The sequence below is a fragment of the Gordonia sp. JH63 genome, from assembly GCF_009856645.1.
Classification (GTDB): Bacteria; Actinomycetota; Actinomycetes; order Mycobacteriales; family Mycobacteriaceae; genus Gordonia; species Gordonia hongkongensis.
Map to the genome: position 1 here is coordinate 578176 of NZ_CP047235.1, position 13652 is coordinate 591827.

Here is a 13652-nt window from a genome sequence, read left to right on the forward strand (position 1 = left end):
TGAGCGCACGCAAGTCTGCGGCCGCGGGACCGACCCCGGCACGCAAGCAGGAGACCCATCTCGGATTGGTCCGGCGCGCTCGGCGGATGAATCGGACCCTCCAGGTCGCCTTCCCGCACGTGTACTGCGAGCTCGACTTCACCGACCCGCTCGAGCTCTCGGTGGCGACGATCCTGTCGGCGCAGTGCACCGATGTGCGCGTGAACATGACCACCCCTGCGCTGTTCGCCAGATACCGGACGGCCGCGGACTATGCCGGGGCGGACCGCACCGAGCTCGAGGAGATGATCCGTCCCACCGGCTTCTACCGGAACAAGGCGAACTCGATCATCGGACTCGGGCAGGCGCTCGTCGAGCGGTTCGACGGGGAGGTCCCGGACAATCTGAAGGATCTGGTGTCGCTGCCCGGGTTCGGGCGCAAGACCGCGAACGTGGTGCTGGGCAACGCCTTCGGTGTGCCCGGCATCACCGTCGACACCCACTTCGGCCGCCTGGTCCGGCGCTGGCAGTGGACCGAGGAGACCGATCCGGTGAAGGTCGAGCACGCCGTCGGCGAGCTGATCGAGCGGCGGGAGTGGACGGATCTGTCGCACCGGGTGATCTTCCACGGCCGACGGGTGTGTCATGCGCGCAAGCCGGCCTGCGGGGTGTGCGTCCTCGCCAAGGACTGTCCGTCGGTGGGCACCGGACCGATGGACAAGGCCGAGGCCGCGGCCCTGGTGAAAGGGCCGGAGACCGAGCATCTCCTCGCGCTGGCCGGGATCGCGGCCCCGTGAGCGAACCAAGCGGGCCGACGTCACCCCGGGGTTCTCGGTTTCCACCTGCCGCGCGGTGGACCGTGGTCTTCGTGGTCGTGATGATCGCGCTGATCGTGGCGATCTGGCCGCGCGGGGACGATCCGTCGCCGATGTCGAGCGCACCGCCCTCGTCGAGTGGAGTCCGCCCGATCGATGCGCCGGTGGACGAGGCGCGTCTGGCGGAGGCGCGCAGCACCGCCGACCTGCCGGACTGCCCGGTCACCGGACTGCCGGAGTCGCCGGACTCCGTCCTCGACGGCGTCGTCGAACCCTGCTTGAGTACCGGAGCGCCCTACGACCTCGGTGCCTCGACGGCCGGCCGACCGCTCGTCATCAACGTCTGGGCGCAGTGGTGCGGTCCGTGCAAGACCGAGCTGCCCTACTTCGAGGAGTTCGCCGCGCGGGCCGGTGACCGGGTCACCGTGCTGGCCCTGCACGCCAAGGAAGGCGGTAGCAACCCGTTCTTCCCGCTGACGCTGCTCACCGAGATCGGAGTCCGCTTGCCGTCCGTGCTCGACCTCGACGGAAAGGTGGCCGCGGCCATCAACGCACCCAGGGTGTTCCCGTCGACCGTCTTCCTTCGACCCGACGGCACGGTCGCCGAGGTCTATCCCGGTGTCTTCGACAGTCCGGAGGAGATCGCCGATTCGGTGGCCGAGCATCTGGGCGTGCGGATATGAGCGGGCGTTCGCGCGCCGATGCGGGACCGCTGGTCCCGCGTGACGAGATCCCGCCGTGGCTGCGGGCGTTGACCGACGATGTCACCGCCGTCACGACAAGCGTCGACAACCGCGGCGGTGATCGATCGCGCTGGGCGTCGATGTTGCCGACCAACTCCCGGTCGGCGGCCGTTCTGATCCTGTTCTCGGGTTCGTGGGAGTCGGCCGACGATCATCCCGGCGGGGTGCCGGCCGACGCCGAGGTCCTGCTGACCGAGCGCGCTCCCACACTTCGCCAGCACAGCGGGCAGGTCGCGTTCCCCGGGGGCGCGGCCGATCCCGGCGACGACTTCCCGGTGGGCACCGCGCTGCGCGAGGCGGCCGAAGAGACCGGCCTCGACGCCTCCGGGGTGACCATCCTCGCGACCCTGCCGAGCTTTCCCGTGGGGGTGTCGGGCTTCGACGTCGTCCCGGTGATCGGTTACTGGCACCGCCCGAGCGAGGTGCGCGTCGTCGACCAGGGCGAGACCGCGCGCGTGGACCGGATCAATCTGCGCGAGTTGCTGAACCCGGACAACCGGTTCCAGGTCCGCCGCAAGGCGGTCGGCATCGTCTACAAGGGGCCCGCGTTCTTCGTCGACCAGTTGCTCGTCTGGGGATTCACGGGTGGGCTCATCGCCGCCATCAGCGAGGTGTCCGGCTGGGACCGTCCGTGGGACTCCGCCGACGTTCGTTCGCTGGAGAAGATGATCGAGCTCGCCGGGAGCCGGCAGGAATCCGGGTTCGCAGAGCTGCACCCGGACGACCGCGACGTGGTCGACGCCGGTAACGCCGAGTCCGGAGGTGCCCGATGACCGGCTCGACATGGGTCGACATCATCGTGATCGGCATCGCCCTGCTCGCGGCGGCCAGCGGGTACCGGTCGGGTGCGGTCGCCTCGGCCCTGGCGTTCATCGGAGTCGCACTCGGCGCCGTCGCCGGTCTGCTGCTCGCGCCGCGCCTGATCGAGCAGTTCGACGATCTGCAGGTGCGGGTGCTCGCCGGGATTCTGGTGCTGGTCGTGCTCGTGGTCGTCGGCGAGGTGGCCGGCATGGTCTTGGGACGTGCGGCTCGCGGTGGCATCCGGTCGCCCGGGCTGCGCGCCGTCGACAGCGGAGTCGGCTCGCTCCTACAGGTGGTCGCGGTGTTGCTGGCCGCGGGCCTGCTGGCGATCCCGCTTCGCGAGTCCGCCGACCCGGCCATTGCGGGGGCGGTTCGGGACTCGAAGGTGCTCACCGGGGTCGACGCGGTGTCGCCGCAGTGGGTCGACGACATCCCGGACGACTTCAAGGCGCTCCTGGACAGTTCGGGACTCCCGAAGCTCCCGTTCGTCAGCACCCCGTCGACGAACGTCGACCCTCCCGATCAGGCGCTGGCCGAACTGCCGGTGGTGACGCAGGCGCGTCCCAGCGTGGTGAAGATCGAAGGCGTGGCGCCGAGCTGCCGGCAGGCTCTCGAGGGGAGCGGGTTCGTCGTCTCTCCGGAGCGCGTCATGACGAACGCGCACGTGGTCGCGGGCACCGAACGGCTGGAGGTCCAGACCTCGACGGGGGCGCAGCTCCCGGCGCGCGTCGTGCTCTTCGACAGCGAGAACGACATCGCGGTTCTCGACGTCCCGGGACTCCGGGCGCCGGCCCTGCGGTTCGCCTCACGCCCCGCGTCGACCGGGGACGACGCCATCGCACTCGGTTTCCCCGAGGCCGGACCGTTCTACGTGAGCCCGCTGCGGGTGCGTGCGGTCTTCGCCCACACCGGTGACGACATCTACCGGACCGGGCAGGTGACCCGTGAGGTCTACGCCGTCCGTGGTCTGATCCGGCAGGGCAATTCGGGTGGGCCGCTGCTGAATTCGGACGGCGAGGTGCTCGGTGTGGTCTTCGGCGCGGCCGAGAATGCCGCCGACGAGACCGGTTTCGTGCTCACCGCCCGTCAGGTGCGCTCCGACTTCGACGAATCCGAGCGACGAAGCGAGCGGGTGAGTACGCAACGCTGCGTCCTCGCCTGACCTTGCGGGCCGATCGGCGGGGGCCGTCGGCGGTGGGTGCGGGTTCGTGGCGTAGGAACTCGAGGATGTGCTCGGTCACCGCGGCCGGTTGTTCTTGATGGACGAAGTGGCCGCTGCCCTCGACCTGCCGATACGTCTGGTGCGCGGCCCATCGGTGACTGTCGGCCATCGCGTCGTCGAGGATGTACGGGTCGTCGCGGCCCCGCAGGGCCAGCACGGGGAGATGCAGCCGCTGGTCCATCAGTTCCATGAAGCGGGCGCCGTCGGGCCGGAACTGCGAACGGAACGCCCAGCGCCGGTACTCCAGGCTGCAGTGCGCGACGTTGGGGATCAGCATGGCCGACCGGTTGAGTTCGACGGTGTGCGCGTAGTCGGGTTCACTGCGCCAGGGCGCCGACGACCGTTCCGCGAAGTAGTCGGACACGAAGGCCGCGTCGTCGCGGGTGACCTGCCGTTCACCGAGACGGGGGATCTGATTGCGCAGGAACAGAGGTAAGAACTGTGCGCGTTGTGCCTTGTCCCGCAACACGCGTCGACGCAGGGCGCGGGGGTGCGGGGACGCGATGACGACGATCCGATCGACGACGCGTGGGTGCAGCGTGGCGGTCGCCCAGCAGACCAGGCCGCCGTCGGAGTGTCCGATCAGGGTGGCCCGGGTGTGTCCGAGCGCGCGGACGAGGCCGTTGGTGTCGCCGGCCAGGGTCCAGCCGTCGTAGCCGCGCGGCGGTTTGTCGGTGTCGCCGTAGCCGCGGAGGTCGACGGCGACGGCGCGGAAGCCGGCGTCGGTGAGCGCGGTCAGCTGATGTCGCCAGCTCCACCAGAACTCCCCGAAACCGTGCAGCAGCAGTACCAGCGGGCGGTCATCGGCGGGAACGCCGGCGGGCTGGACGGCGTGGAAACGGACTCCGTTGGCGCGGACGTCGAGATGCTCCCAATCACCCGGGAGACGAACGGTCGAGGGGTCGGGCTCCTCGCTCACGGATCACCCTCCGCGGGCGGGCGGGATTCTCGGGTGCGTGGTGGTGTCGTGCGCCGCGCCGCGGTGGGGCAGGACGGTCGGCAGTTCGTTGACCGTCTCGATCGTCTTCGCGGGTCCGCGCACGCGTTTGAAGAACAGGTATCCGACGAACGCGGCGATCAGGGTGACCGCCACCAGGATGAGGAACACGATGAGGAACGCCAACCAGCGCCAGACCCACTCGTCGAGCAGTTCGGCGAGGAAGAAAAAGAAGAAGAAGCTCGCGTAGAGCGCCATCACACCGGCGACGATGAGCAGCCCGGTGCCCGCGCCCGCCTTCTTGGCCTCGGTGACCAGCTCGGCCTTGGCGAGCGCGACCTCGGATCGGAACAGGGTGGAGACACTGGCGGTCGCGTCCTTGACCAGGCTTCCGATCGTCGGTTCGCCGTTGCGGCCGGCGTTGGCGTCGGAGAGCGGGATCGACGGGACGGAGTCCCGGCCCGCGTCGGGCAGGCCGTGCTCGTTGGGGCTCACAGAATCCTCCGTTGTTCGGCTGATGGCCATATGTTGCCATGCGCGGGCGATCCGGGTGGCGAGCCACCCGTCGAATGGGGTGGCGCGAAGACGGGCAGGGCCTGCCGACCTCAGGTCGGCAGGCCCTGGAGAACTCGAACGGCCTCAGGCCTTCTTCGCGCGGATCGCTTCGAAGACCGACGGGTCGACGAGGGTGGAGGTGTCGCCGAGTTCGCGTCCTTCGGCGACGTCCTTGAGCAGGCGGCGCATGATCTTGCCCGAGCGTGTCTTGGGCAGTTCGGGGACGACGTTGATCTCACGGGGTTTGGCGATCGGCGAGATCTCCACCGACACCTGCTGGCGCAGTTCGGCGATCAGCTGGTCCCCGGTGTTCTCCACGCCCTCGCGCAGGATGACGAAGGCGACGATGCCCTGGCCGGTGGTCTCGTCGGCGGCGCCGATGACCGCGGCTTCGGCGACACCGGAGTGCCCGACGAGCGCGGACTCGACCTCGGCGGTGGAGATGCGGTGGCCGGAGACGTTCATGACGTCGTCGACGCGTCCGAGGACCCAGAGTGCGTGGTCCTCGTCGTAGCGGGCGCCGTCGCCGGCGAAGTACCAGCCCTGCTCGGCGAACCGTGACCAGTACGTGTCGCGGAAGCGCTCGTCGTCGCCCCAGATCCCGCGCAGCATCGACGGCCACGGCTGGTCGAGCACGAGATAGCCCTGCTCACCGGCGCCGACCGGGTTGCCCTGGTCGTCGACGATGTTGGCGCTGATACCGGGCAGGGGCTTCATCGCCGATCCCGGCTTGGTCGCGGTCACGCCGGGCAGCGGCGAGATCATGATGGCGCCGGTCTCGGTCTGCCACCAGGTGTCGACGATGGGCGCGGAGTTGCCGCCGATGACCTCGCGGTACCACTTCCAGGCCTCGGGGTTGATCGGTTCGCCGACGCTGCCGAGCAGCCGGATGCTGGACAGATAGTGGGCGTCGGGGATCTCCCGTCCCCACTTCATGAAGGTGCGGATCAGGGTCGGCGCGATGTAGTAGATGGTGACGCCGTACTTCTGGATGATCTCGAAGTGGCGGTGTTCGTTGGGGGAGTTGGGGGTCCCCTCGTAGACGACCTCGGTCGCGCCGTTGGAGAGCGGACCGTAGACGAGGTAGGAGTGGCCGGTCACCCAGCCGATGTCGGCGCCACACCAGAAGACATCGCGACCTTCTTTGTGGTCGAAGACGTAGTGGAACGTGTAGCTGACCTGGGTGAGGTAACCGCCGGAGGAGTGGACGATGCCCTTGGGCTTGCCGGTGGTGCCCGAGGTGTAGAGCAGGAAGAGTGGGTGTTCGGCGTCGAAGGCCTCGGCGTCGTGGGTGCCCGACTGTTCGTCGACGGTGTCTTCCCACCACACGTCGCGTCCTTCGACCCAGTTCAGGTCGGGGTCGTGGTTGGTACGACGCACGACGAGGACCTTCTCGACGGATTTCGCGGCGTCGTCGCCGGTGCCGAGCGCCTCGTCGACCTGGGTCTTCAACGGCGCCGGCTGGCCACGGCGGTACTGTCCGTCGGTGGTGATGACGAGCTTGGCCTCGGCGTCGTCGACGCGGGAGCGCAGCGCTCCGGAGGAGAAGCCGGCGAAGACCACGGAGTGGGTGAGGCCGAGGCGGGCGCAGGCGAGCATCGAGACCAGGGCCTCGGGGACCATCGGCATGTAGATGGCGACGCGATCCCCGGCGACCAGCCCGATGGACGAGAAGTAGTTGGCGGCCTTGCTGACCTCGGCGAGCAGCTGGCTGTAGGTGAGGTCGCGTGTGTCGCCGGGTTCACCGACCCAGTGGATGGCGACGCGGTCGCCCTTGCCTGCGGCGACGTGCCGATCCACGCAGTTGACCGCGACGTTGAGCTTGCCTCCGACGAACCACTTGGCGAACGGGGCGTCGGACCAGTCGAGGGTGGTGGTGAACTCGGTGGCCCAGTCCAGCCGCCGGGCCTGCTCGGCCCAGAACTCGAGGCGGTCGGCATCGGCATGGTCATACATCTCGGCGGTGCCGTTGGCCTGGGCGGCGAACTCGTCGGAGGGAGGAAATGCCTGGACGGTGGAGGACATCGGTGACAAGGGCCTTTCGCTGTCGACGGCGGTCACTCAACAGTAGGGTGACCTGGCGTCAGAACGGGCAATCAGTGTGAGCGTAGTCACGTCGCGGTCTAGGCTGGAACCGTCCGGTATGTGAGCGCGGCCGATTGGCGACGAACGGCGGGTAAGCGGCGACGAGCGGTCGGGATGCCCTCTGGACCGCGCCGACGTCGGGAGCGATGCGTTTCAGTCAGTCAACTGACGAACACCGTGAACAATTACAGGTGCGCATTATCTGAAACGGTGACTAACAATGGATCATCGGCGCCCATTCGGCTGACACCGTGGGTGTCCGAATCCGTAGCCCTGATCGACCGAACCGAGGGCGACCTGGTGAGCGGTCCGCGGCCGCAACTATCGTCGGTTCGTGACCACCGACCCACTGTTGCCCCTGCTGGAGCTGCCCGGCGTCGCCGCCGCCGCCGATCGAGCACGGGATGCCCTCTCCGCAGTGCACCGGCACCCCGCCAACCTGCGAGGATGGGACAAGACCGCCACCGAGGCGTCGTGGCGGGCGGGCCGGTCCTCGGCCGCGATCGACGGCGGAAGTGTCGAGCTCCGACGCGATGGCGACTTCGACGACCCGATTTTGGCCGGCGCGATGCGGGTGTCGCAGGCCCTCGACGGCGATTCGCTGGTCACACTCACCTCGGTGATCCGCCGGGCTCCCGCGCAGGCGCTGGCGAGGTTGCACACCCTCGCCGCCGCGGACCTCGTCGACGACCCGGAAGATCTCGGGCGGCCCCGGCGTGGGACGGATGTCGCCGAACGTCTCAACTTGTTGGGGCAGTTGACAACCGGCGCCACCTCGGTCCCGGCGCCGGTGCTCGTGGCGGTGGTGCACGGCGAGCTGCTGGCGGTGGACGCCTTCCCCGCTGCCAACGGTGTCGTCGCTCGTGCCGCGTCTCGGCTCGTCGGCGCCGCGACCGGGCTGGACCCGCACTGCCTCGGCGTGCCGGAGGTGACCTGGTTCAAGCGGGTCGGCGAGTATCGCACGTTGGCTACGAACTTCGGGGCTGGTACCGAGTCGGGCCTGCGGGACTGGATCATCTTCTGCTGCGAGGCCCTGGAAGCCGGTGCGGCCGAGGCGAAGTCGATCGCGGACGCGGCCCGGTCGGGTTAGTCTCGCGAGGTCTCGAACCCGGCCCGGACAGCACTGCGGGCGGCCACCGGCGTCGTAAACGACGCGGTTGCCGCCCGCGTAGCACGGACTCAAGTTACCAAGCGTGCTTGGTGGGTTGTGGTCACCGCCTCGGCGATTGATCGCGAGTCGGGATTACTGACCGTCCACGTGCTGCCAGCTGTGGGCCATTCCTCTCGGGCCTGGCGCCTCACGAGGGGAAGGCGGTGGCGCATCGAGTGGTGGCGGTCGGTCGTCCTGACTGTGATGTCGCAGGCGCACAACACTTTTGCCATATGCGGCGTGCTCCGCGTGGGTGCTTGCCGCCCGTGCTGGGAAGTGCTCGGCGTGGGGGTTCGTTCCTTCTCTTCCGGATCGAACTTGGCCTTCCGAGATTCCGTAACCACTGTTCTACACCGTGATGCCGATCACATCAAGCGTTCCGCGCCGGAATGTTGAACGACTTGCGGATGGGGACGAAACGCCCTGTGACGCACCATCTTCGACGGAATCGACAGCTGGTTTGGGGGTGGTAGGTGTCCGATTCGGAGTTCGGCGGCCTCGAGCGGGAACGTTGCAAAGACGTTGCGCGATTCGCGAGCCTGAATCGCGATTCCCGAATATGCGCCCGGAACGGGCGTCTGATTTGATCTGCTGGTTACTCCGCAGTACAACGGACATTAGTGAATGGGATTGTTGTGCTTGCAAATAATCCAAACCCGTGTGTATAGTCATCGGTACCCGGTTCTCATACCGGTGCGTTTCAGCCCGACCCCCCGGGGCTGAAACGTGACGACCCCGGCCTCCTCCCCCCCTGGCCGGGGTTGTCCTCTGTCTGGGGTCTGTTGTATCCCGAGACCCCGCCGGTCGCCAGAGTTTGTCCACAGCCTTCGTCGCCATCCCCAACCGCCCGCGATCCCGCCCGTCGGAACGCCGCGCCTGTCGCATGATCGGCCGCATGCCCGATGAACTCCTGGTTCTCGTAGACCCCGACCTCCACGACGACGTCGCACGCTGCGCCGCCGCAGCCGGATACCACGTGCTCAGCGCGCCGGCGGACGATTGCCGTCGCGAATGGCTGACCGCCCGCGCCGTCGCGGCCGACCCGTCCGCGATCGCCGTTCTCGCCCGGGTGCGCCCACCTCGGCGACCCGGTCTCGTACTGGTGAGTGCGGCCGAACCGGGAGCACGCATCTGGCGGATGGCGATGGAACTGGGTATCGAGGACGCGTCGACGCTCCCGGCCGACGAAGGACGCCTCGTCCGGGTACTGACGGAGTGCCGGGTGCCCAGACGCCGACCCGCGGGTGTCGTGGCGCTCATCGGTGCTCACGGTGGTGCCGGGGCGTCGACCCTGGCCGCGGCGGTTGCGCTGACGTCGGCAGGTGCCGAGTCGCCCACGCTGCTGCTCGACCTCGACGACATGGGCGCCGGAGCCGATCTCCTGCTGGGCATCGAGCGCCGCCGCGGGCTGCGGTGGCAGGATCTCTCGCTCGACGGCGGCGTCGTCGGCGGTACGGCGCTCCACCAGGCGCTGCCGAGCGCGGGCGAGGGCCTGGCGGTGTTGACCTCACAACGCCGGCCGAGCGCCGGGTTGAGTGTCGAGGCGGTCACCGCGGTGATCGACGCGGGGCACACCCATGGTGATCTCGTCGTGCTCGACCTGCCCCGGTCCGACGCGCCGGTGGTGCGCGCCGCGATCGCGTCGTCCGATGTCGTGGTGGTGGTGACCACACTCACCGTCGGCGGATGCGCCGCGGCTCGACGCATCGTCGACCGTGTCGTCGGTGACGAGGTGGCCGTCGAGCTGGTGGTGCGCGGCCCGTCGCCCGGCGGGTTGCGTCCGCAACAGGTCGCGGATGCCATCGGACTCCCACTGCTCGCCGCCTATCGGCCGGAGCCCCGTCTCGCGGGGCGGCTGGAGGGTGGTCCGTTGCGGTTGCGGCCTCGCAGTCCGCTCGGACGCGCGGCGCACACCGTGCACGCCAGGGTCGCCGAGCGCCGCCAGCGTGCGTCGTGACCCAGGCGCGAATCGACGGACCGGCCGACGAGGCGCTGTTGGACCGGGTTCGCTCGCGACTGGCCGCCGACGCGGCCGACCCGAGTCCGGCCGTCATCGCCGACGCGATCCGCGCCGAGGCCGGGGGAGTGCTGGGTGACACCGACCTGCTCGCCGCTCTCCGCTTCCTGCAGACCGAGCTGACCGGGGCGGGCAAGCTCGAGCAACTCCTCGCCGAACCCGACATCGCCGACATCCTGGTCGCCGGTCCCGACGAGGTCTGGGTCGACCGCGGATCCGGGCTCGAGCAGACGACGATCCGCTTCCCGGACGAGGCGTCGGTACGCCGCCTCGCGGGTCGGCTGGCCCTGGGCGCCGGGCGGCGGCTCGACGACGCCCAGCCCTGGGTCGACGGGCAGTTGTCGAACGTCGGTCGGCGCGGATACACCGTGCGGCTGCACGCGATCATCCCGCCGCTTGCCGCGGACGGGACATGTATCTCCTTGCGGGTCCTGCGTTCGGCGTCCAAGGATCTGCCCAGCCTCGTCGAGAGCGGCGCGATCCCGTCCGAGGTGGTGCCGATCATCGAGGACATCCTCCGGAACCGCCTGGCATTCCTGGTGATCGGCGGTACCGGGACCGGCAAGACGACCCTGCTCAACGCATTGATCGGAGCGATGGATCCGCGCGAGCGGGTCGTCTGCGTCGAAGATGCGCTCGAACTGGCCCCGCGCCATCCGCAGGTGGTGAGGTTGGTCGCGCGCGCGTCGAATGTCGAAGGCGTGGGCGAGGTGCCGGTGCGGACCCTGGTCCGTCAGGCACTTCGGATGAGACCCGACCGGATCATCGTCGGAGAGGTTCGCGGCGGTGAGGTCATCGACCTCCTCACCGCGCTGAACACCGGGCACGACGGGAGTGCCGGCACGGTCCACGCGAACTCGACGTCGGAGGTGCCGGCGCGGATGGAGGCCCTCGCCGCCCTCGGAGGCATGGCCCGCGACGCTCTTCACAGTCAGCTGGGTGCCGCACTGCAGGTGGTGCTAGGCGTGGCGCGCAACGCGGGCGGGACCCGCGGACTCGCCGAGATCGGGGTCGTCCGGCGTGACGACGCCGGACGCGTGACGATCGTGCCGATCTGGTTGCGGAACAGCGGTTTCACGGCGGAGCGCGATCACTTCGACCGGTTGGTCGCCGGGCGTGGGCCGGTGTCGGGGGACCGACGATGATGTCGACGCCGGTCGCCGCCGCGCTGGTCCTGGGAGCCGTCGGAATCGCGGTGCCGCTGTCGGCCGCGCCGCGAGCGAGAAGCCGACTCCAGACGGTGTCCGAACAACCCCGCCCCGCCCGGAGATCGGCACCGGCCGTGCTGATCCCGATGACGGTCCCGTTCGGGGCGCTCCTGGTCGGCGGGTTGCCGGCCGCCGTCGCTGCCGCGATCGTCGTGACGGTCGTGCTGTGGGTACGTCGGCGGCGGTCGGCGGAGAAGCGCCTCGACCGCCAGTCGGATGACTTGCTCCTGGGGCTGTCGCTGATGATCGCCGAACTGTCGGTGGGTGCGCCACCGGTCCGGGCCTGTGAGGTCGCGGTCGCCGAACTCCGTCGTCGCGAGCCCCATGACCCGGCCACCGGAGCGGAGATCGCGAACGGGTTGGAGTCGATGGCGTTCCGGGCCGCCCTGGGCGGGTCGGTGATCGACCCGGTGTCCGGGGCCGGCCTGGCGGGCAGGGTCTCGGGCGAGGCGTCCTGGCGTCGTATCGGCGTGGCCTGGCAGATCGCCGAGGACCGCGGCCTGCCGATGGTCGACCTGCTCGGTGCGGTGCGTTCGGATCTTCAGGCGCGGCGTGGCTTCGCGGATCGGACGCGAGCCGGACTGTCGGGACCGCGGGCGACGGCGGCGGTCCTCGCCGGTCTGCCATTACTCGGGATCGCCCTGGGTCAGGCGACCGGTGCGGGTCCGATCCAGGTCCTCCTCGGCGGTGGCCTGGGTGGGATCCTGCTGGTGGTCGGGTGCGCTCTGGTCGCCGCGGGGATCGGTTGGTCCGAGCGCATCACCGGCAAGGTGCTGGCACGTTGATCTCCGGCGGCCTCACCGGTACGGCGTGTTCGGCGGTGCTGCTCGCGGCCGCGCTGTGGATCTGGCCTGCGCCGCGCTGGCTGCTCTATCGGGTGACCGATCCGCCACCGCCCGATCGCACGCCGCGGTGGCTTGGTGCCGGCCCTTCCGCCGACGATCCGTTCGCGGTCGCGGCGGCCTTCGATCTGTTCGCGGTGTGCCTACGCGCCGGTCTGCCGGTGGGGACCGCGGCCTCGGTGGTCGCCGAACGCGCGCCGGCGTCGATGGCGGCGCCCCTCGCTCACGTCGCCGACCTGCTGCAGCTGGGCGCCGATCCGGACGCGGCATGGTCGGCCCTGCTCGACGGACCGGACGGCGAGACGTCGGACGACCATCTCGATGCACTCGCCGCGATGGCGCGCCGGTCGGCGCGGGCCGGCTCGTCGCTGGCCGGCGGCCTCGCCGAACTCGCCGATGATGTTCGACGCCGGGCGCACGACGACGCACTCGCCGCCGCCGAACGGGCCGGTGTCGCGATCAGCGGCCCGCTCGGACTGTGCTTCCTGCCCGCGTTCATCTGTCTCGGGATCGTCCCGGTCGTCGTCGGGCTCGCCTCGTCGGTTCTGGGTTCGATCTGACGTGCTTGTCGGTGCGACGACGCAGAATGTTCTCCATGACCGACTCCGGGCACCGACACCATGCCATCGACTACATCGAACTCACCGTCACCGACTCGGCCGCGACGCAGGCGTTCTACGCAGCTGCGTTCGGCTGGCAGTTCAACGACTACGGTCCCGCATACGCGGGGATCGCGAATCCGGGCGGCCCGGACCTGCCCGAGGTCGGGGGTCTCGCGACGAGCGAGGTCGCGGCCGTACGCGGTGGTCCCCTGGTGCTGCTCTACTCCGACGATCTCGACGCCTCAGTGGAGCGGGTGCGCGCGGCGGGTGGCGAGATCGTGAACGGCCCCTATGCTTTCCCCGGTGGTCGTAGGTTCCACTTCACCGATCCCAGCGGCAACGAACTCGGGGTGTGGTCGACCTCGTAACTGACGATCGTCCGGGTTTGCGCCGGAACGGCATGGTCGGCAAATCCGAGGGATCCGAACGGCGACGCGCTGCGTCCAAGTACGTGCAACACCGTTCACTCGGTTCCATCGACTCCCAGGAGAGACCATGTCACGCACCATGTTCCGGACCCACGACGCCACCCAGGCCGCGGCGCCGCACGATCGAAGCGATGTGATCGGACGTCTCGGCGCGCACATGACGCGCCTGATGACCGACGAGGAAGGCATGTCCACTGCGGAGTATGCGATCGGCACCATCGCCGCGGCGGCGTTCGGGGCGATCCTCTACACGGTGGTGACGGAAAGT

Annotated in this window: 13 protein-coding genes and 1 pseudogene; 11 read left to right on the forward strand and 3 right to left on the reverse strand. The window is 69.4% G+C overall.

The features are described 5' to 3' along the window. The first annotated feature begins 86 nt into the window (after positions 1–86). From nth to GR168_RS02585, 4 genes are all read left to right on the forward strand, one after another. A complete protein-coding gene (gene nth / locus GR168_RS02570) occupies positions 87–776 on the forward strand; it encodes an endonuclease III (RefSeq protein WP_226514344.1) in 690 nt (229 codons plus the stop codon). A gap of 80 nt (positions 777–856) precedes the next feature. Beyond that, positions 857–1477 (forward strand): TlpA disulfide reductase family protein, encoded by a 621-nt coding sequence (locus GR168_RS02575; protein ID WP_240199209.1) that lies wholly within the window; start codon positions 857–859, stop codon positions 1475–1477. Next, positions 1474–2310 (forward strand): CoA pyrophosphatase, encoded by an 837-nt coding sequence (locus tag GR168_RS02580; protein WP_159369929.1) that lies wholly within the window; start codon positions 1474–1476, stop codon positions 2308–2310. Before GR168_RS02575 ends, GR168_RS02580 begins: the two co-directional genes overlap by 4 nt. Further along, a complete protein-coding gene (locus GR168_RS02585) occupies positions 2307–3500 on the forward strand; it encodes a MarP family serine protease (protein ID WP_065630682.1) in 1194 nt (397 codons plus the stop codon). Before GR168_RS02580 ends, GR168_RS02585 begins: the two co-directional genes overlap by 4 nt. On the opposite strand, the gene GR168_RS02590 is transcribed toward GR168_RS02585, so the two are convergent. From GR168_RS02590 to acs, 3 genes are all read right to left on the reverse strand, one after another. After that, a complete protein-coding gene (locus GR168_RS02590; protein ID WP_159369930.1) occupies positions 3415–4479 on the reverse strand; it encodes an alpha/beta hydrolase in 1065 nt (354 codons plus the stop codon). The genes GR168_RS02585 and GR168_RS02590 overlap by 86 nt on opposite strands. Positions 4480–4482: 3 nt before the next feature. After that, positions 4483–4992 carry a phage holin family protein gene (locus GR168_RS02595; protein WP_159369931.1) on the reverse strand — a complete coding sequence of 170 codons (510 nt, stop codon included), beginning with the start codon at positions 4990–4992 and terminating at the stop codon, positions 4483–4485. A 144-nt stretch (positions 4993–5136) separates the two neighbouring features. Then, positions 5137–7077: an acetate--CoA ligase gene (acs, locus tag GR168_RS02600; protein ID WP_159369932.1), complete on the reverse strand. Its 1941-nt coding sequence runs from the start codon at positions 7075–7077 to the stop codon at positions 5137–5139. A gap of 394 nt (positions 7078–7471) precedes the next feature. On the opposite strand from acs, the gene GR168_RS02605 reads away from it, so the two are divergent. The 7 genes and pseudogenes from GR168_RS02605 to GR168_RS02635 all read left to right on the forward strand — a co-directional run. Further along, entirely contained in the window at positions 7472–8227 is a 756-nt protein-coding gene (locus GR168_RS02605) for an oxidoreductase (protein WP_068970208.1), read from the forward strand. Between the two features lie 955 nt (positions 8228–9182). Next, on the forward strand, positions 9183–10244 hold the full coding sequence (gene ssd / locus GR168_RS02610; RefSeq protein ID WP_159369933.1) for a septum site-determining protein Ssd: 1062 nt from the start codon (positions 9183–9185) through the stop codon (positions 10242–10244). Further along, the gene (locus GR168_RS02615; protein WP_159369934.1) at positions 10241–11449 is read left to right on the forward strand and encodes a TadA family conjugal transfer-associated ATPase; all 1209 of its coding nucleotides are present in this window, start codon (positions 10241–10243) and stop codon (positions 11447–11449) included. Before ssd ends, GR168_RS02615 begins: the two co-directional genes overlap by 4 nt. Then, positions 11446–12297 carry a type II secretion system protein F gene (locus tag GR168_RS02620; protein ID WP_165630698.1) on the forward strand — a complete coding sequence of 284 codons (852 nt, stop codon included), beginning with the start codon at positions 11446–11448 and terminating at the stop codon, positions 12295–12297. The genes GR168_RS02615 and GR168_RS02620 overlap by 4 nt, the downstream gene beginning before the upstream one ends. After that, complete coding sequence (locus tag GR168_RS02625; RefSeq protein ID WP_159371800.1) at positions 12297–12914, forward strand: type II secretion system F family protein; 618 nt, start codon at positions 12297–12299, stop codon at positions 12912–12914. Before GR168_RS02620 ends, GR168_RS02625 begins: the two co-directional genes overlap by 1 nt. A gap of 35 nt (positions 12915–12949) precedes the next feature. Further along, positions 12950–13324, forward strand: a complete 375-nt coding sequence (locus tag GR168_RS02630; RefSeq protein ID WP_159369935.1) for a VOC family protein — start codon at positions 12950–12952, stop codon at positions 13322–13324. Positions 13325–13463: 139 nt separating this feature from the next. Further along, positions 13464–13646, forward strand: a pseudogene (locus GR168_RS02635) (DUF4244 domain-containing protein); the annotation flags it as partial. Positions 13647–13652 lie beyond the last annotated feature (6 nt).

What these genes read in the sequence shown, in the direction of transcription:
- nth (WP_226514344.1), top strand. Translation starts at nt 87, where the DNA reads ATGAATCGGACCCTCCAGGTCGCCTTCCCGCACGTGTACTGCGAGCTC.
- GR168_RS02575 (WP_240199209.1), top strand. Translation starts at nt 857, where the DNA reads ATGATCGCGCTGATCGTGGCGATCTGGCCGCGCGGGGACGATCCGTCG.
- GR168_RS02580 (WP_159369929.1), top strand. Translation starts at nt 1,474, where the DNA reads ATGAGCGGGCGTTCGCGCGCCGATGCGGGACCGCTGGTCCCGCGTGAC.
- GR168_RS02585 (WP_065630682.1), top strand. Translation starts at nt 2,307, where the DNA reads ATGACCGGCTCGACATGGGTCGACATCATCGTGATCGGCATCGCCCTG.
- acs (WP_159369932.1), bottom strand. Translation starts at nt 7,077, where the DNA reads ATGTCCTCCACCGTCCAGGCATTTCCTCCCTCCGACGAGTTCGCCGCC.
- ssd (WP_159369933.1), top strand. Translation starts at nt 9,183, where the DNA reads ATGCCCGATGAACTCCTGGTTCTCGTAGACCCCGACCTCCACGACGAC.
- GR168_RS02620 (WP_165630698.1), top strand. Translation starts at nt 11,446, where the DNA reads ATGATGTCGACGCCGGTCGCCGCCGCGCTGGTCCTGGGAGCCGTCGGA.
- GR168_RS02630 (WP_159369935.1), top strand. Translation starts at nt 12,950, where the DNA reads ATGACCGACTCCGGGCACCGACACCATGCCATCGACTACATCGAACTC.